General features: G+C 63.9%; 18 protein-coding genes and 1 tRNA gene. 11 read left to right on the forward strand and 8 right to left on the reverse strand.

The genetic code is table 11. The features are described 5' to 3' along the window. Positions 1–365 precede the first annotated feature (365 nt). Positions 366–1,130 carry an IclR family transcriptional regulator gene (locus tag RJT37_RS17320; protein WP_345785398.1) on the reverse strand — a complete coding sequence of 255 codons (765 nt, stop codon included), beginning with the start codon at positions 1,128–1,130 and terminating at the stop codon, positions 366–368. Positions 1,131–1,377: 247 nt separating this feature from the next. On the opposite strand from RJT37_RS17320, the gene RJT37_RS17325 reads away from it, so the two are divergent. The 8 genes from RJT37_RS17325 (at position 1,378) to RJT37_RS17360 (ending at position 11,210) form a co-directional block, all read left to right on the forward strand. Further along, complete coding sequence (locus RJT37_RS17325) at positions 1,378–2,613, forward strand: mandelate racemase/muconate lactonizing enzyme family protein (RefSeq protein ID WP_313686419.1); 1,236 nt, start codon at positions 1,378–1,380, stop codon at positions 2,611–2,613. Between the two features lie 227 nt (positions 2,614–2,840). After that, a complete protein-coding gene (locus tag RJT37_RS17330; RefSeq protein WP_313686421.1) occupies positions 2,841–3,704 on the forward strand; it encodes a fumarylacetoacetate hydrolase family protein in 864 nt (287 codons plus the stop codon). Positions 3,705–3,810: 106 nt separating this feature from the next. Beyond that, on the forward strand, positions 3,811–4,890 hold the full coding sequence (gene gfo6, locus RJT37_RS17335) for a D-xylose 1-dehydrogenase Gfo6 (RefSeq protein ID WP_313686423.1): 1,080 nt from the start codon (positions 3,811–3,813) through the stop codon (positions 4,888–4,890). Positions 4,891–4,970: 80 nt separating this feature from the next. Then, on the forward strand, positions 4,971–6,290 hold the full coding sequence (locus tag RJT37_RS17340) for a substrate-binding domain-containing protein (RefSeq protein ID WP_313686425.1): 1,320 nt from the start codon (positions 4,971–4,973) through the stop codon (positions 6,288–6,290). A gap of 50 nt (positions 6,291–6,340) precedes the next feature. Next, positions 6,341–7,210 carry an ATP-binding cassette domain-containing protein gene (locus RJT37_RS17345; RefSeq protein WP_313686427.1) on the forward strand — a complete coding sequence of 290 codons (870 nt, stop codon included), beginning with the start codon at positions 6,341–6,343 and terminating at the stop codon, positions 7,208–7,210. A 6-nt stretch (positions 7,211–7,216) separates the two neighbouring features. Next, positions 7,217–8,914, forward strand: coding sequence for an ABC transporter permease (locus RJT37_RS17350; RefSeq protein WP_313686429.1), 1,698 nt, complete (start codon positions 7,217–7,219; stop codon positions 8,912–8,914). A gap of 186 nt (positions 8,915–9,100) precedes the next feature. Next, positions 9,101–10,069 carry a sugar phosphate isomerase/epimerase family protein gene (locus tag RJT37_RS17355; RefSeq protein WP_313686431.1) on the forward strand — a complete coding sequence of 323 codons (969 nt, stop codon included), beginning with the start codon at positions 9,101–9,103 and terminating at the stop codon, positions 10,067–10,069. Positions 10,070–10,073: 4 nt separating this feature from the next. After that, positions 10,074–11,210, forward strand: coding sequence for a Gfo/Idh/MocA family protein (locus RJT37_RS17360; RefSeq protein ID WP_313686433.1), 1,137 nt, complete (start codon positions 10,074–10,076; stop codon positions 11,208–11,210). Between the two features lie 722 nt (positions 11,211–11,932). Here the strand turns inward: RJT37_RS17360 and RJT37_RS17365 are convergent. From RJT37_RS17365 to RJT37_RS17375, 3 genes are all read right to left on the reverse strand, one after another. Further along, positions 11,933–12,007, reverse strand: a tRNA-Val gene (locus RJT37_RS17365). A gap of 74 nt (positions 12,008–12,081) precedes the next feature. Beyond that, positions 12,082–12,615, reverse strand: a complete 534-nt coding sequence (locus RJT37_RS17370; RefSeq protein ID WP_313686435.1) for a cob(I)yrinic acid a,c-diamide adenosyltransferase — start codon at positions 12,613–12,615, stop codon at positions 12,082–12,084. After that, on the reverse strand, positions 12,612–12,860 hold the full coding sequence (locus RJT37_RS17375) for a glutaredoxin family protein (protein ID WP_313686437.1): 249 nt from the start codon (positions 12,858–12,860) through the stop codon (positions 12,612–12,614). The genes RJT37_RS17370 and RJT37_RS17375 overlap by 4 nt, the downstream gene beginning before the upstream one ends. 116 nt (positions 12,861–12,976) lie before the next feature. On the opposite strand from RJT37_RS17375, the gene RJT37_RS17380 reads away from it, so the two are divergent. Continuing rightward, on the forward strand, positions 12,977–13,165 hold the full coding sequence (locus RJT37_RS17380; RefSeq protein ID WP_313686439.1) for a zinc finger HIT domain-containing protein: 189 nt from the start codon (positions 12,977–12,979) through the stop codon (positions 13,163–13,165). Between the two features lie 96 nt (positions 13,166–13,261). Here the strand turns inward: RJT37_RS17380 and pyrF are convergent, their stop codons facing one another. Continuing rightward, a complete protein-coding gene (gene pyrF, locus RJT37_RS17385) occupies positions 13,262–14,074 on the reverse strand; it encodes an orotidine-5'-phosphate decarboxylase (protein ID WP_313686440.1) in 813 nt (270 codons plus the stop codon). A gap of 178 nt (positions 14,075–14,252) precedes the next feature. On the opposite strand from pyrF, the gene RJT37_RS17390 reads away from it, so the two are divergent. Together RJT37_RS17390 and hmgA are read left to right on the forward strand one after the other, a co-directional pair. Further along, positions 14,253–14,465: a hypothetical protein gene (locus tag RJT37_RS17390; protein WP_313686442.1), complete on the forward strand. Its 213-nt coding sequence runs from the start codon at positions 14,253–14,255 to the stop codon at positions 14,463–14,465. A gap of 80 nt (positions 14,466–14,545) precedes the next feature. After that, positions 14,546–15,793, forward strand: a complete 1,248-nt coding sequence (gene hmgA / locus RJT37_RS17395) for a hydroxymethylglutaryl-CoA reductase (NADPH) (protein WP_313686444.1) — start codon at positions 14,546–14,548, stop codon at positions 15,791–15,793. 31 nt (positions 15,794–15,824) lie between these two features. Here hmgA and RJT37_RS17400 read toward each other — a convergent pair whose 3' ends face one another. From RJT37_RS17400 to RJT37_RS17410, 3 genes are all read right to left on the reverse strand, one after another. After that, positions 15,825–16,214: a hypothetical protein gene (locus RJT37_RS17400; protein ID WP_313686446.1), complete on the reverse strand. Its 390-nt coding sequence runs from the start codon at positions 16,212–16,214 to the stop codon at positions 15,825–15,827. A 3-nt stretch (positions 16,215–16,217) separates the two neighbouring features. Beyond that, the gene (locus RJT37_RS17405) at positions 16,218–16,748 is read right to left on the reverse strand and encodes a DUF5817 domain-containing protein (protein ID WP_313686448.1); all 531 of its coding nucleotides are present in this window, start codon (positions 16,746–16,748) and stop codon (positions 16,218–16,220) included. 67 nt (positions 16,749–16,815) lie between these two features. Beyond that, a complete protein-coding gene (locus RJT37_RS17410; RefSeq protein WP_313686450.1) occupies positions 16,816–18,111 on the reverse strand; it encodes a nickel pincer cofactor-dependent isomerase, group 22 in 1,296 nt (431 codons plus the stop codon). Positions 18,112–18,182: the final 71 nt, after the last annotated feature.

Genomic DNA, 18,182 nt, shown 5'->3' on the forward strand with positions numbered 1-18,182 from the left:
AGTGACAGGAGTGTCTGTCGCCCGCTCCACCCGCAAAAAGGAACAGACGTACGTTTGTTATTGCAATCGCACAGGCCGGCAGACGACTTGGGGGCCGGAGGTCAAATCGCTATCGAGCCGGGATGATCCCGACGGCCAGTTCCACCACCCCCGGTGTATTTGAAAATGACTAACGCAATTCCACATTGTGGGATAACTGTTCGCCTGATTGATAGCCGAATTCGGTTCCTTTTTCCGGTATATCCGATTCAGGCCCCCGATTCGAGGTGGAAGTCTGAGATTTTTGCCCATTATTCCCGGAATTTTTTTCTGACTGCGACGAGAGCGCAATTCGAATATGTGGAATCCCCCCCAAGTCGTGGGTACTACGAGTAGGTGACGTTGAGTTCGATGACGTTGACGGTTTCGAGTACCCGCTTGGGCAGTGACTTCCGGAAGTGTTCGTCTCGGATGCGATGGGAAGGACCGGACACGCTCACCGCGCCGAGGATGCGGTCTTCATTGCTCAGAATCGGCGCTGCGACGCAGCGGAGTCCCTCCAGTCGCTCCTCGTCGTCAAGCGCGTACCCGCGCTCTCTGATCTCCTCGAGTTGATCGAACAGTTCTCCTCGGTCGGTGACCGTCCGCGGCGTCGTCGGTTCGAGTCCGTGCCGCTCGATGATTTCGTCCACTCGGGACTCGGGGAGGTGTGCCAGAATCGACTTGCCGAGCGCCGTCGAGTGCAGTGAGACCCGCGTGCCGACGTGTGCCTCGACCTGGACCGCCTGTTCGCCGCGCGCCCGCTGCAGATACGTCCCGCGGCCGTGCTCCTCAATCAGAAGATTCGCGAGTTCCCCCGTTTCCTCGGCGAGACCTGTCACTTCGGGTTCCGCGATCTCGTAGATCTGCCGTCGGTTGCGGGCGTACGCGCCGAGTTCCAGGAACCGGATTCCGACCTCGTACTGACCGTCGTCGTTGACGACGTACTCTTCCTGTTCCAGCGTGCTCAGGTAGTTGTGCACGGTGCTTCTGGGGAGGTCGGTGTGTTCTGCGATCTCCGATACGCCGGCACCGTCGAGCGCCTGTAGCCCCTCGACGATTCTGAACGTCGTTTCGGTCGACTTGATTGGGTTTTTTGCTGGCATTTCGATGATACTGTCTTTTTGTGTTTTCTTGTTAAATGTTATCCCACATTGTGGAACGCGACTTTATTTTCGCGACGCGGGCCTCGCTCTCGTCGACGAAGTGGTTAGCCTCGGGAAGGCTGTCGGTGACCCGGCTTGCATCGGCGCTTCGGTTTTCTATACCATCGTATATTGATGTTTGGGTGCGGTTCGCAGGCCGGGTGTCTCTGTAGCGGGAAGGTATAAGTCGGAGACCCGGTATGTGGTTGACGCAATGGTTCGTCACGACCGATTGAGCGACCCGAACGCGGAGTACACTATGCGCGACCTGTCGCGAGGGACCCTTGGGCTCGGGTCCGGTGGGGAGATACGCGACGCCGAAATCACTGACGTCCAGACGACGATGGTCGACGGGAACTACCCGTGGATCCTCGTCCGGGTCTACACCGATGCGGGCGTCGTCGGAACCGGCGAGTCGTACTGGGGCGGCGGCGACACCGCCATCATCGACCGAATGAAACCGTTTTTGCTCGGGGAGAACCCCCTCGACGTCGACCGACTGTACGAACACCTCGTGCAGAAGATGTCGGGTGAGGGATCGATCTCCGGGAAAGTGATCTCGGCGATCTCCGGCGTCGAGATCGCGCTCCACGACGCGGCGGGCAAACTCCTCGAGGTGCCGGTCTACCAGTTGCTCGGGGGCAAGTACCGCGACGCGGTCCGGGTCTACTGTGACTGTCACGCGGGCGACGAAGCGGAACCGGCCACCAACGCCGCCGAGGCCGAGCGCGTCGTCGAGGAACTCGGGTACGACGCACTGAAATTCGATCTCGACGTTCCCTCGGGCCACGAGACCGACCGGGTGAACCGGCATCTGCGGCCGGCGGAGATCGAGCACAAAGCCGAGATCGTCGCGGCCGTCACAGAGCGAGTCGGCGACCGCGCGGACGTCGCGTTCGACTGCCACTGGTCCTACAGCGCCGGGAGCGCCCGACGGCTCGCCCGCGAACTCGAAGCGTACGACGTCTGGTGGCTCGAGGATCCGATCCCGCCCGAGAACCACGATGTCCAGCGGACCGTCACACAGTCGACAGCGACGCCGATCGCCACCGGCGAGAACGTCTACCGAACTCACGGGACCCGCCGCCTGCTGACCGAGGAGGCCGTCGACATCGTCGCACCGGACATCCCGAAAGTCGGTGGACTGCGCGAGGGAATGAAGATCGCGAACCTTGCCGACGTGTTCTACGTGCCCGTCGCTATGCACAACGTGTCCTCGCCGATCGGGACGATGGCGAGTGCGCATCTCGGAGCGGCCATCCCGAACGCCCTGGCCGTCGAGTTCCACTCCTACCAACTCGGGTGGTGGGAAGACCTCGTCGAGGAGTCGGGACTCATCGAAGATGGCCGGATGGCGGTCCCGGACGAACCCGGTCTCGGTTTGACCCTCGATTTGGACGCTGTCGAGGCGAACCTCGTCGAAGGCGCGGAACTGTTCGACGAGGCGTGAGACTCTCAGACACAAGTCTGTGACAAACTCCGTCACCGGAACCGAAGAATCGCGTGAACTAGCCGCTTCGAAAGTGCGAACAGGTGTCACCGCGACGCAGGTAACACAGCGTTGAGACCGCAGGCCCGCGGATTCGGACGCTGTCCCAGGACGCGCTATGTCCGTCCGACCGGGTACACACGCTCTGTCGGCGTAACTTTCATATGTTGATACGGAGAGTTGGGGGTATGCGGTATTATCAGCTCAGCCGACGAGGGCAGTCTATACTGGCCGTCGAGACAGACTCGGGCGCCTACGATCTCACGTCCGTGAAGCCGGATCTCGACTCGTTCGGAGCGCTCGTCCGGACCGCCGAAATCACCGACCGCACGCCCGACGAAGTGGCCGAGCCACATCTGAGTGGTGCCGACACGCTTTCGACGGAGGAGGTGAGAGAGACGTGCGGTCTCCCGATCGATGTCGATGAAGTCTGGGCAGCAGGGGTAACCTATCAGATCAGCGAGGAGGCCCGCAGGGGAGAAAGCAGTATGCCCGAGATGTACGTCAACGTCTACGACGCCGAGCGGCCCGAACTGTTCTTCAAATCGACCCGGGATCGGACCGTCGGCCCGGACGACGCCATCGGGATTCGGGCCGACTCGGACTGGAACGTCCCCGAGCCCGAACTCGGGGTGGTCCTGTTCCGTGGCGAACCGGTCGGGTACACGGTCGGCAACGACGTGAGCAGCCGCTCAATCGAGGGGGAAAACCCACTGTACCTGCCGCAAGCGAAGGTGTACGACCGTTGCTGTTCGCTCGGTCCCTGCATCGCGACGGACATTCAGGACCCGCAGACGCTCGATATGTCTATGCAGATCTCACGCGACGGGGAGACAGTCTACGACGGATCGACGAACACTGCCGGGATGGTCCGAACCTGCGAGGATCTCGTCTCCTATTACACTCGGCACAACACGGTCCCCGACCTTGCGGTGTTGCTGACGGGGACGTCGCTGGTTCCCGAGGAAGGGTTCTCCCTCCGGGCGGACGACCACGTGACTATCGAGATCGAGAACATCGGTATCCTCTCGAACCCCGTCGTCAGCGTCTGACTGATATCTTCTCGAACCCCGTCGTCAGCGTCTGACTGGTATCCGTTCTTAACCCCAGTGACCCGCTGGCGTGTGTATTTAAGTGAGTGGTCGTTCCTGTTTCGGTATGGAGTTCCCGTTCGAAGACTTCACTCTCAGGGACTGGCAAACGGCGGAGGATCCGGGGACCGTGCGGGTCGCGATGATCGGTATCGGCTGGTGGACGCGGGAGCAGGCGATTCCTGCGGTCCGGGAGTCAGCGTTCGTCGATACAACTGTCCTCGTGAGCGGTTCGATGGGGAAAGCGCGGGAGGCGACTGGTCTCGCTCCGACGATCGAACACGCGATAACGTACGAGGAGTTCCACAACGGCGAAGCGTCGGAGGCCTACGACGCGATCTACGTCTGTACGCCGAACGCACTGCACCTGCCGTTCGTCGAGACCGCAGTTCGACTCGGGAAGGACGTCCTCTGTGAGAAACCGATGGAGGCGACCGTCGACCGGGCGAGCGAGATCGTCGACCTTACAGCCGACAGCGACGTCGACGTGATGATCGCCTACCGGATGCAGACCGAACCTGCCGTCCGCCGGGCCAGGGAAGTCGTCGCGGCGGGACTCATCGGTGACCCGGTACAGGTCCACGCGAATATGTCCCAGCCGCTGCTGGAGATGATCCCGGACCCCGACCAGTGGCGTCTGGACCCCGACCTCTCGGGTGGCGCCACGGTGATGGACCTCGGGCTGTACCCCATCAACACCGCGCGGTTCGTCCTCGACAAAGATCCCGTGGCGGTTCAGGCACGAACGACCCACGACCGGGCGGAGTTCGAAGACGTCGGGGACGAGCACGCCGTGTTCACCCTCCTCTTTCCCGACGGTGTCTCCGCGGCGTGTACCGCCAGCCAGGGAGCCTACAAATCTAGCCACTTCCGGGTGACTGGCACAGAGGGAGAGGTGGTGATCGAACCCGCGTTCTACAACTCTCAGGACCGCGGATTCCGGATTTCGGTGGGCGGAGAACGTTACGATGTCGACTTCCCGCAGGTCGATCAGATGACCGAGGAGTTCGACTACTTCGCACACTGTCTGCTGACCGGAACCGAACCATACCCGGATGCCGAACACGGCTTCGTCGATATGCTGACGATGGAGGCGGTCTACGACGCCGACCGACGGGACCAGACAGTGGAGATCCAATCGCGGTGATGTAACCTGGCGCGCGTGCGGAGAATCGGGGACCGAATCCATCAGGTACTTTTATATACTTTCTCTAATGATGGTGTGGTATGCCATCACCAGATGGAGGTTCCGATGGTAGTATTTCGATCGACGTGGGGACGAACGTCTCACGCCGGACCGTCGTCAAACAGATGGGGGCAGTGGGTGCGGCGCTCGGACTGGCCGGGTGTCAGACGCAGGACGACGAGAACACGACCACGAGCGGGAACGGTGACAGTGGAGACGGGGGCGGACAGAGCGGCGACGGGACGGTCGACTTCGACTTCGAGTTCTCCCGCCACCCGGCCGTCGCCCCGCCCGGCTGGGAGCCTTCGAAGACCCGCGAGGGGTCGGGCCAGAACGAGCGCACGGCGGTGTTCGTCCTCCAGAACATCGACAATCCGTTCTTCATTCCGATGACCTGTGGGTTCCACGACGCGCTCAACGTGTTCGGCTGGGACGGCCAGGTCACCGGGCCGCCCGCGGACGGTGGCATCCCGGACCAGGTGAGTCTCATCGAACAGAACGTCTCGAATATGGATCCCGGCGACGTCCTGGTGACGACGGTACTCAACAACGAGGCCTACAACGACGCCATCCAGAACGCCTTGGACAACGACATCGCCGTCATCAACGGCCACTCGACGCCGGCAACCAGAGACTGGAACTACGACTACATGACCGATGAGGTCGGGTTCTCCTACCGGGACGAGCCGATGATCATTCCGCACGTCGGCATCCGGGACGCACGGGGCGGGGCCGCGATGGCCGCGGAGGCCTACGACCGGATGCAGGAGAAGATGCCCGACAAGGACGAGTACACCGTGTTGATTACGAACGAACTCCCCGACAACCCCTCGGTCACCAGACGAGTCAACCAGGACGCCGCCGACCTCGGAACCGCCGAGCGGTATTTCAAGGCCCAGAGCGATCCGTCGGTGAGCCTCTACAACGACCAGATCATCAACCCGCCCCCGAGCATCGCGGACGCCCAGAGCCAGATCGTCAACACGATCTCCGGGGAAGACATCGACGCGGTGGTCTGTTCGGCGTTCTGGGGTGCGGTCGGGGCGGGACAGGCCCTCGAAGCGGGCGAGCTCGAAGGTCCGATGGTCGTCTGCGGATTCGACCTGTTGCGCCCGCTGCTGAACCAGATCGAGGCGGGCAACGTCGACTTCACCGTCGGCCAGGACCCCTACAGCCAGGGGTTCCAGAACATCCCGATGGCGTGGATGTATCTCGAACGCGGCATCGAGATGAAGGACCTCGAGTGGGGCGTCTCGGTCTGGGACGACGACAACGTCCCCTTCGCGCTCGAACGCAGGTCGTGGGCCGGCGACAACGGGCTCCTGCAGTGGCAGGAGAGCAACTACGAGTTCCTGCAGTGAACCAGCCCGTCCGAACGCACTGACAACGCACTATCGAGCTTACTCAATATATGTCTGAATCAAAATCGGACGGCGAATCGGAGTTAGACGGAGTCGGATCCCCGCGGCAGGAGACCGAACGCGGTTCGGAACCGACCGTCGAGGGAACCGACGAGAACGTCGTCCTCCGGACGAAGGATCTCACGAAGTTCTTCGGGGCGCTCGAGGCCGTCAGGGACGTCAGCCTCGATGTCAACGCCGGCGAGATCCTGGCGATCGCCGGCGACAACGGCGCGGGCAAGACCACGTTCATCAGGATGCTCTCGGGCGTCCTCCAGCCGACGGCCGGATCGATCTACCTCCGGCAGGACGGACGGCTGGCCAAGCAGTTCTTCTCGTCTTCGAAGGACGCGATGGACGCCGGCATCGCGACCGTCTACCAGGAACAGCACCTGAGTCCGAACGCCACCGCCGCGAACAACATCTTTCTCGGGATGGAACCGCTCAAAGACGGACCGGAGGGGTGGCTGTTCCGCCGGACGGACGAGGAGTATATGATCGAGGAGAGCCGGAAACTGCTCGCGGAGATCGGGTTCGACTTCGACCCCCGTTCGAAGGTGAACGAACTCTCCGGCGGGCAGAAACAGGCCGTCGCGGTGGCCCGCGCGCTCATCAGGGACCCGCCGATCATCATCCTCGACGAACCGACGTCGGAGGTGTCGACGACCGGAACCGACAAGATAATCGACCTCGTCAGGGGGATCCCGGACGGCGAGAAGTCGGTGATCCTCATCTCACACAAGATCGACGTCGTCGTCGACGTGGCCGACCGGATCGCCGTTATGCGCGACGGAGAGGTTATCGAAGTGCTCGACACCAACGAAGACGACATCGAACGCATCGACATCGTCGAACGGATGCACAGAGAGCGGGAGCGCTGATCCAGAATGGCGACGGAATCAGCCGGCCTGGGTACGCGGTTCAGAACGACTGCAAGCAAGATCTTCGAGCGGCGGGAGGGAAGCGTCCTCGTCGGTCTCATCGCGATCTTCTTCGTGGGCGTCTACATCGACGCCTCGCGGTTCCTCCTCCTGGACAATATGGCCCGGATTCTCCGGTCGGCGTCCACGACGGCTATCATCGGATACGGCGTGGCGCTTTTGATGGTCACGGGGGAGTTCGACCTGTCCGTCGGGTCGATGTACGGCGTCGCGGCGGGAATCGGTGCGATCCTGATCGGCGGCGACGCGTTCGGTTTCAGCCCACTTTTCGTGGTCACGGTCGTGCTGGTGTTCTCCGTCATCTTCGGCGTCACCCAGGGGCTGGTCGTGACGAAACTCAAACTGCCGTCGCTGATCGTCACGATCGGGACGCTGACCCTGTTGCGCGGCGTTCACCGGATTCTGATCGGCGGCACGACGGCGTCGGCCGGAGACGTGGGGCTGCTGAAGTGGCTCGGCGGCCCGATCATCCTCGCCGATATGCCGATCTTGAGCGGGCCGATCACGTACCAGGTCCCGTTCGTTCACGCCGAGGTGAAGACGTTCGACCAGTTCTCCATCATGATCGTCTGGATCTTCGTTCTGCTCGCGGTGTTTCACTACATCCTGCATTACACGCGCTTCGGCCTCCACGCCCGCGCGACCGGCGACAACATCGAATCGGTCGAGACGACTGGAATCGACCCCGAGATCGTCAAACTGGGGTGTTTCGGTCTCGCCGGACTGACAGCAGCGTTTGCGGGGCTTGCCTTCCTCGGGCGCTTCGGGTCCGTCTCCTCGGGATCCGGGAGCGGGCTGGCGCTTGTCGTCATCGCCGCGGTGGTCCTCGGCGGGACGAAACTCACCGGCGGTGAGGGATCGATGGTCGGCGTCCTGTTCGGCGCGCTCGTGCTCGCGACGGCCAACAACGTCCTGGCGCTTGCCGGACTGAACGTCAGCGGCTGGCAGGGGGTCATCACCGGCGGCTTCATCATCGCCGCTATCGGGCTCGACGTCATCCTGAAAGGGTTCAGCTACGACCTCCTGCGGGCGTGGTACGCCGAACCGCTGGGGAATCTCGTCCGGTCGCCGCGTGAGTTCTTCCGGACGCGAGCCGAACAGAAGACGACCGACGATATGTTCGGATTCCTCGTCCTGACGGTCGGCGTCACGGCCGTGGCGACGAACGTCCTCGCGTGGCTCCTGGGGAACCAGACGGTGGATTCGGTGGTGGGACTCGGCGTCCGGGAGTTCAAACTGTTCCTGCTCGGCGGCTGGCCCGAAACGGTCGCACAGGTGTACCTCTTCTTGATGTTGATGGCACTGGTGGCGTACGCCGCGATCGAGATTGCAGCCCAAGCCGTCGATAGCCCCGGTGACTACGAGGACACACTCGTCACGGTCTGCTACGGGCTGGCCGCCGCGCCGCTGTTTGCGATCCCGATCGTGATGGTCGGCTACGACATCTTCTTCCTCGTCTCTCCGATCGTCTCCGCTCTCTTCGTATCCGTGCCTATTTTGCTTGTGATCGGATGGACGATGTACGCCGGCGTCGCAGAGCGTCACGAGCTCCCCCGCTCGCGGTCCCTTATCGTCGTCGCCACAGCTATGGTGTTTTGGCTCGTCGTTGCCGGCATCGTCGCTGCCGGGCTATCGACCGGGTGACAGCCCCGCTCGAGCCTGACGCGGCGATCCGGCGTTTTCCGAGCCGTCTCTGCCGACGAGCGTCGAGCCAACTCCGACACAGTGACGGCTCGCCCGGAGCCGGCTTCTGTGAGCGTGCCGGAGGCCAACAGGATCTGGATGATCGATAGCCCTAGATTTATTTTAGATCCTAGCGTTGTCGACCGTATGGACATTGGAGTCCTGACTGTTGCGCTCGGTGGTGAACCGGTAGACGAGGCGCTGTCGTACCTCTCGGGGATCGGCGTCGACGCGGTAGAGTTCGGTTGCGGTGGATTCGTCGGCGAGGACCACCTCCCTCGCGAGGAGTTCCTCGACGACGAAGAGGCCCAGGCCGATCTTCTCGACCTCGTCGACGAACACGACCTCCGCATCAGCGCTCTGTCGACTCACAACAACCCGCTTCATCCCGACGAGGAACGCGCTGAGCGTGCGGTCACCGAAATCAGGGAAGCGGTCCGCCTCGCTGACCAACTCGGCGTCGACAGTGTCAACACGTTCTCGGGACTGCCCGCGGGGAGTCCGGCGGGCGAGGTTCCGAACTGGATTACGGCTCCCTGGCCGCCCGAACACGCCGAGGCGCTGGAGTACCAGTGGGAGGAGGTCGCCATCCCACGGTGGAGGGATCTCGCCGACCACGCCGCGGAGCACGACGTGAATATCTGCCTCGAGATGCACCCGAACATGCTGGTCTACGAACCGACGGGCCTGGTCCGGCTCCGAGAGGCGACCAACGAACGTATCGGCGCGAACTTCGATCCCTCACACCTCTACTGGCAGGGGATCGACGTCACAGAGGCGATCCGCTTCCTCGGCGACCACGACGCGATTCACCACTTCCACGCCAAGGATACTGGGCTCTACGAACACAACGCCCGCGTGAAGGGCTACCTCGACACCAACCCGTACACGGACGAGCCGAACCGATCGTGGCTGTTCCGATCGATCGGCTACGGCCACGACGAGGCCCACTGGAAGGAGGTGGTCTCGACGCTCAGGATGGTCGGTTACGAGGGCGCACTCTCCATCGAGCACGAAGACTCCCTGACATCCGGCCGTGAGGGCCTGGAGAAGGCGGTCGATATCCTCCAGCGCGCAGTGTTCGAGACGCAACCCGGCGATGCCTACTGGGCGTGATTCGATGACACTGTCAGTAGGCTTCCTGGGCTACCGGTTCATCGGCACGGCCCACGCGAACGCGCTCGCCCGGCTTGGGATGTTCTTCCCGGATGCCCCGGCCGTCGAACGCGACGTGCTCGTGGGACGCGACGAGGAGGCGCTGTCCGAGGCCGTCGACCAGCTCGGATTCGATCGCTATGCGACCGACTGGCGGGAAGTCGTCGATGAGGTGGACGTCTTCTACAACCTGGGACCGAACAACGTCCACGCCGATCCCTCGATCGCCGCCCTCGAGGCAGACACCCACGTCTTCTGTGAGAAACCGCTCGCACATACTCTGGAGGACGCAGAGCGGATGACTGAGGCCGCCAGGGACAGCGATGCCACCGCCGGCGTTGCGTTCAATTACCGGTTCGTGCCCGCCATCCAGTACGCCAGACGGCTCATCGACGAGGGGGAACTCGGCGACATCCACCACGTCCGCGCGGAGTACCTGCAGGACTGGCTCGTCGACCCGACAGCGCCCTGGAGCTGGCGCAACTCTGAGGAGATTGCCGGCTCGGGCGCGCTCGGGGATCTGGGGGCGCACTCGCTAGACCTCGCGCAGTACCTCCTCGACGAACAGATCACGCGCGTCTCCGGCCACCTGAAAACGTTCGTCGACGAGCGCCCCGTTCCGGGCGAGTCCGGGTCGGCGCTGGACGCCGAGGGTCAGGACGCCGTGGAGACCCGGCCGGTCACGGTCGACGACGCCTACACGGCCCAGGTCGAGTTCGGGAACGGCGCTATGGGTGTCTTCGAGGCGTCGCGGTACGCCGCCGGGCACAAGAACAGCAACGTCATCGAAATCAACGGCTCGGAGGGCTCACTCAGGTTCGACCTCGAACGCCTCAACGAGCTCGAAGTCCACACCGGCGACAGCCGCGGATTCGAGACCGTGATGGTCACCGATCCCGGCGATCCCTACGTCGACCACTGGTGGCCGCCGGGGCACGTCCTCGGCTGGGAACACACGCTCATCCACGAGAACTACGAGTTCCTCACTGCGGTGGCGTCCGACGAATCACACTCGCCGGACTTCGAGGCTGGGCTGGCCGTTCAACGCATCCTCGACGCCATCGAACGCAGCGACGATCGCGGCGAGTGGGTTTCTCTCTGATAATTACTCTTCTTACTATTTACCGCCGCTCGCCGCTCCCGTGGGCGGCAATCAGCAAGCAGAGACGAGAGTAGTCCTTATGACTCCTCGTTGTGGGTAGAACCGACATATATCAATATCCTGTGTATAATTCAAATCTATTACTTTGGCACTACGCGTTCGTCCTCGGTTCGGCTCGGTCGTTGCTCGATACACGATTTTCGACATCGAATCCGCTAATAACCGCTTAATTCACGATCAGACGACTGCCGTTCGTTGTAGCCCCCTCTCTGGTATAGAAACTATAGATTCGAAATCTAGATGCATTTATTAATTAAAAACTAAACCCTCCGCTTAAATGCTCAAAACTTCACTCTTATTGTATAGTTATACTGTACCGAAATTACGGACGCGACGGCCCGTCAAAATTAACAGGCAATTTATGAATCTGCAATACTATCGGAATAATTATTTTTACAGGAGCAGCACGGCTCAACTGTCGGAGGCCCGATGGTATACTGTCGGCGGAAACTGTTGATACAGTCGCTCGCCTCGCTGCGAGCGAGCAGGCGTATCAGGACTTTCGTCCGACAGTATAGTCACGTGCCGCAGACGCGGTATCGGCAGAAGTACGACCACGAAATGACCGGTGTACCGGCAAACGCTGTGGCGCAGTCAAGCCCCGGGTTATTCACCTATACCGCTTGTAAAATGGGACTGTTGGAGATTGTACGCACCGCGTATGGGTCGGGGCGGATTCGAACCGCCGGCCTGCTCCGTGTGAAGGAGCCGTCATAACCGGACTAGACCACCGACCCGCACGCCGAAATTCCCCGTCGCCGGACTTAAGCGTTCTTCTTCGCCACCTTGCCGGCATCCAGTTCCTGCGGCATCAGTACGACGGGGACTCCTCGGGGATGCCATCGCGGGCGTTGACCAGCCGGCCGAACACGAACAGCGCGTCCGAGAGCCGGTTGAGATACCGGATCGCCTCCGCGTTCACTGGCTCGTCGGCCGCGAGTTCGACCGCGCGTCGCTCCGCCCGTCGGACCACCGCCCGCGCGTGATGCAGGGTCGCGCCCGCCTCGCTGCCGCCGGGCAGGATGAAGGACGTCAGCGGGTCGAGTTCCGCCTCCGCGTCGTCGATCGCGTCCTCTATCTCCACGACGTGGGACTCGGTGATGACTGGATCGTCCTCGTCCGGATCGGGATTGGCGAAGTCTGCCTGGACGATGTGGAGGTGGTTCTGGACCGATTCGAGCGTCTCGTCGACGTCGTCGTAGCCGGTCGGACGGGCCGTGCCGAGCAGCGCGTTCGCCTCGTCGACGGTGCCGTAGGCCTCGATTCGGGGACTGGTCTTCGAGACGCGCGACATATCGCGCAGGTCCGTCATCCCCTCGTCGCCGCGGCCGGTGTAGATCTTCATTGCTCCGCCGCGAGCGTCTGTTCGACGTACTCGACGATGTTCTCGCTCTCGTTCATCGTGACGCCGCGTCCCTCGTCGATCAGCACAGGAACGGACCGCTGGCCGCTCACGCGCTTGACCTCGTCGCGTTTAGAGTGTAGCGCCTCGACCCACACGGTCTCGTATTCGATCCCGTGGGCCCGCAGGGCGTCGTGGACGGTCTCACAGTACGGACAGCCGTCGAGCGCGTACAGCGTGATGCGCATACACCCCGGTGGCTCGCCGGAGCAAAGAGGGTTCCGCGGGGTGGGGGCGCCTGCTGGTCCCCGTCGCGGCCGATCTACCCCACCGAATCAAGTGGGCGCGTCGCGTACACTCACCTATGAGCGTGACCGGTGTCTGTCAGGTGTGCGAACGGCGCGAAGCCGAGTACGTCTGTCACCGGTGCGGCGCCGCCGTTTGTACGGTTCACTTCGATCAGGACAAGGGGCTCTGCGTCCACTGTGCGGATCCGGACGGGAAAAACGATGTCTTCGCCGAGGGCGAGGAAGACGTCCCCGAGTTCAGATGATCGGGTCGGCTTCCGTCGCCGGTGTGTCGAGTCGGATCCGCCGACAGCCGGAGAACTTGGGAGGCAGCTGTGCCGACGAGCCGCTGTCTGTTGTGACTACGATTCGGTCCGGTACTGGTTCAGTCGCTTCTTCAGTTTCCGGGCGGCGGCGCCAGCGGCCTTCGCGAACTCCTCGCCCCGATCCTCGCCGGCGAAGATGATGCCGCGGGATGAGTTGACGAGGCCGACGCCGTCGGCGAGTCCGTGTTCGACTGCGGCTTCGGCGTCACCCCCCTGTGCGCCGATCCCGGGCACGAGGAACGGCAGGTCGGGGACCTGTTTGCGGATCGATTCCAGTTCGTCCGGCGCGGTCGCGCCCACGACGAGGCCGACGTTGCCGTGTTGGTTCCACAGATCTGCGAGCGCCGCGACCCGCTCGTAGACCGCCTCGCCCGAGGCGAGTTCCAGATCCTGCAGGTCGGCACCACCGGGGTTCGAGGTCCGACAGAGCACGAACACGCCTTTCTCCTCCCGATCCAGAAACGGCTGCAGGGAATCACGGCCCATATACGGATTGACCGTGATCGCGTCGACGTCGTCGAGCAACTGTGCGTACTGGCGCGTGGTGTTCCCGATATCAGCGCGCTTTGCGTCCAGGAGCACCGGGACGTCCTTTCCCTTCGCGTACGCGATGGTTTCGCGGAGCGCCCGCCAGCCCTCGGGACTCTCGTAGAACGCGGCGTTCGGCTTGTAACAGGCGGCGTGTTCGTGGGTCGCGTCGATGATCCGGCGGTTGAACGCCCACTGCGGGAGCTCTCTGTCCCGGAGGTGATCGGGAAGCCGCGAGCGGTCGGCGTCGAGGCCGACGGAGACGACGCTGTCGATACGGTCGATTCGGTCCCCGAGCCGGTCGAAGAAGGGTGCGGACATACCCGAATCTCGCTGCCCGCTACCGAGTAGGTTTCCCTTCGGTTCGAGCGACCTCGCCAATTCGCGATTTCGCCAACTCCCACGCCGTCCTTCCGGCGCTCCGTCAAGAATCACCCGGCGATTACCGGATCCTGGCGAAGTATGGAGCGGTTATCCCGTTCCGGATCCTATCCTCCGTATGGGCGAGACGACCTACGAGACGATCGATACGCTGGTCGAAAGCGTGCAGGAGGACGTTGCTGACCCGGATCTCGTCTTCAAACTCAGGACGGCCCGGCAACTCCTCCTCCTGTTGCAGGAACGGGAGGACGCCGGCCGCCAGGTTCTCGACGAAGTCGAGATCGGGGCCGACACCCGCGAACGACTCGAACGACTCGGCTATCTGGAGTGAGCCGAACCCTCGCAGTCCCGACTCTCTCGGGGCCCGTCCGAACCGGAAACCGTTAGGCCCGGCCCCCGGAAGGAGGGCGTATGACTGACGCCGCGATCCTCGCCGAGCGCGTGCGGGAGGGGGAGCTACGGCTCCACGAACTGGACGACCACGCGGACGCCGATGTCGCCGCCACGGCTCGCCGGCTGGTGGTCGAATCGCAGGCGGACACGTCGCTTGCAACCGTCGGGGAGTACGGCTTCCCGGCCGATCGCGCCGAGTCGAACATCGAGAATATGCTCGGGACCGTCCAGGTCCCGCTGGGCGTCGCCGGACCGGTCACGGTCGATGGCGGCGCCGCGAGCGGCGAGACGTACCTGCCGCTTGCGACCACGGAGGGGGCCCTGCTCGCGAGCGTCAACCGCGGCTGCTCGACGCTCTCGGCGGCCGGCGGCGCGAGTGCGCGCGTGCTCAAATCCGGAATGACGCGCGCGCCGGTGTTCCGCGTCGCCGACGTCGTCGAGGCAGAGGCGCTCGTCTCGTGGGTCCGCGACAACAGAGGCGAACTCGTCGATGCCGCCGAGTCGACGACGAGCCACGGCGAACTGCTCGACGTGACGCCGTACGTCGTCGGCAACTCGGTGTACCTCCGGTTCCGCTACGACACGAAGGACGCGATGGGGATGAATATGGCCACTATCGCGACGGAGGCCGCCTGCGACGTCGTCGAGGGGGAGACCGGTGCGGACCTCGTCGCGCTCTCCGGGAACCTCTGTACGGACAAGAAGCCCGCCGCGATCAACGCGGTCGAGGGGCGCGGCCGCTCGGTGACGGCGGACGTGACGATCCCCCGCGAGGTCGTCGAGGAGCGCCTGCACACGACGCCGGAGGATATTTCCGAACTCAACACCCGGAAGAACCTCGTCGGGTCGGCGAAGGCCGGCAGCCTCGGCTTCAACGCCCACGTCGCCAACGTCGTCGCGGCGATGTTCCTCGCGACCGGGCAGGACGAGGCGCAGGTCGTCGAGGGCGCAAACGCCATCACGACCGCGGAGGTCCGCGAGGGGGGCTCCGGGTCCGCCGACTCGGCGGCGTCCGGCGGCGACCTCTACCTGTCGGTGTCGCTCGCGTCGCTGGAGGTCGGCACCGTCGGCGGCGGGACGAAACTCCCGACGCAGTCCGAAGCGCTCGACGTGCTGGGCATCCGCGGCGGCGGCGACCCGCCGGGATCGAACGCCGATGCCCTCGCGGAGTACATCGCCGTCGGTGCGCTCGCGGGCGAACTCTCGCTTCTGTCGGCGCTGGCGTCGCGGCACCTCTCCAGTGCGCACGCGGATCTGGGCCGCTGACTGCTGCTTTGCCTCAGCAGCCGTCGTGCCCCTATTCGACACGCTCGTCGACGTCCCGCTCCGTACCTCCGCCCGATTCGCCGACGACGAGCATCGTTCCGAGAGCGACCAGCACGCCCCCGACGAGCAGGGCCGGTGTTTCCGGGATGGCCACGTCGGCTCCCCGCTGCGCAGCGAGCCCGACCGACAGCGAGAGCCAGCCGACGCCGGCCAGAGAGAGGCCGACGCCGCGACGCCGTCGGTCCGCGCTCATCGCCACGGTCGCAAGAATGGTGTGACCGGCGAGGAACGCGGCGCCCGCGAGCACGAGCTGTTGGGTGATTGCCGCCGCGATCGCACCGGCTCCAAAGCACCCGATGGCGACGGCGCGTGTGAGCGTGCCCACGAGTTCCGAATTGCGGACGGGTCGCTGTCCAGTCATTGATCAGAGCAACCGATAGGTACCGTTCGACTCCGATACCTCGCCGCGGCGTGTCAGTTTCGTCAGCAGGTCCTGTGCGTTCTCGGCCGGGACCCCGCGCTCCTCGGCGTAGGCCACGATCGACTCCGTCGTCGGTGACTCCTGGGTGCGAACTGCCTCGCGGACGATCTCTTTGCGACTCTTCGATTTCGGCTGTCCGCTCGTCGCGCGTTCGCCTGCGGCTTCGACCGCGTCGGGATCGAGGCCGGAGCCGTCGAGGTACTCCCGGTCGTCGACGCCGCGCTCGTCGAGTTCCCGTTCCATCTCCGCGACGTGGGCCGTCTCCGCGAACGCCTCGCTGTTGCCGCCGCGTTTCGCGAGCAGCGCGGCCCGCGCCTGCCGGGCGGCCTCCCGGTCTTCGTCCTCGACGAACCGCCGGAGCTTCTTCGTCCGGTGCGTCTTCCCGCACCGCGGACACGTAGCCGTCTCGGCGGCCCGCGCATCCTTCAGGAGCCACAGGTGCTCGCAGTCGCTGCACCCGACGACGGCGTACATACCCGTTGGTTCCGCGGCATCGGATTTGAACCTTCGGCTCCGGGGACCCCGTGTGTCACACACGCGGTTAGCTCTCGACCGGAACGAACGCTGCCTCGCCTTCCTCGAAGGTAAGTTTCTCGCGCTGATCGATCGTGACTGCCTCCCCGACTTCGGAAACGAGTGCCTCCGACACCCGAAACGACGACAGACGCGCGGTATCCTGAATCCACGCGAGTCGCGCCTCGTCGGGACGGTACTGACCGAGAGAACCGACTGCGGCCCGGAGAGCGTGGGACGGAGACGGGAGCGCAACCGGGATTGCGGATCGTGAGAGCGACCCGCTCGTCAGTGCGTTGGTGTACATCTGATCGAGATCCAGCTCCGCGGCGACGTCGGTCGTCGTCAGATCCGCGAGTCCGATCCCGTGACCGTTCCCGTGGGTCGCGTCGGTCAACCCGAGCGCGACGATCCGATCGATGTCGGGTGACCCCGGTTCCACCGCGTTCAGCACCCGATACCGGCCGACCACGTTCGTGTCCATCCCCGAGCCTGAGACGTCCTTGCCGATCTCCTCGACGACAAGCACGTCGAGGTCGTCGAACGGCAGCGTCGGGAGGTACTCTTTCGCCCGCCGCAGGAGGCCCGCCTCGGTCTCCGGCAGATCCGGAGCAGGGATGCCCTCGATGTGTGCCGGCCGATCGTGGAAGTTCTCGACAATCCCGACCCCGCCGATCACGGGGGCGTTCGATCGAACCACGTCGAGCGCACGCTCGATCGTTTCGACGTAGCCGTGGCTTATCGCCGCTTCGTGGAACGCCCGTGCACCAGCCTGTTTGCCCAGCCCGACGGTGAGCATCTTGCAGAGGCCGCTCTCGAGCGTTCCGGAGAAGTTCGTGTGAGGCTTCACGCGGTTGATAACCACGATCCCGTCGGCTTCCAGCGCCGCCTTTGCGATGGGGATCGACTGACCGCGATCAGTCGTGCCGAGGGTGACGGTATCCATCCGGGCGTCAATGGGGCAGCCGAGTGTCTCCTCGGTGAGCCCGAGCCCCGCGAGCGTCCGCCGCTGTCCCTCGGCGGATGCGCCGCCGTGGCTCCCCATCGCCGGTACGACCACCGGATCGTACCCGGCTGCCGAAAGCTCCGCGACGACGGTCCTGGCGATCAGTGCAATGTCGTGAATGCCACGGCTGCCAACTCCGACGGCGATGGTGCCGCCCGCGGGGACCTCCGAGAGCGGCAGGGACCCGACCGCGTCGCGGCTGGCACCGCGTACGTCGTCCACTTCCGGGGTGTCCGGATCGTAGGTCACCCTCGCGAACGTCGGCAGCGGCGGGTCCGGAAGCGCCGCATCGACCGTTTCGGCGTCGGGAAAATCCATACGTGTACGTCTGCGACGGCGGCAAAAAAAGTGATACTGTCGGCTGTCGGTCTGTGAAGAATTTCGCGATC

The sequence above is a fragment of the Halobellus marinus genome (genome assembly GCF_032113415.1).
In the GTDB taxonomy this organism is placed as follows: domain Archaea; phylum Halobacteriota; class Halobacteria; order Halobacteriales; family Haloferacaceae; genus Haloquadratum; species Haloquadratum marinus.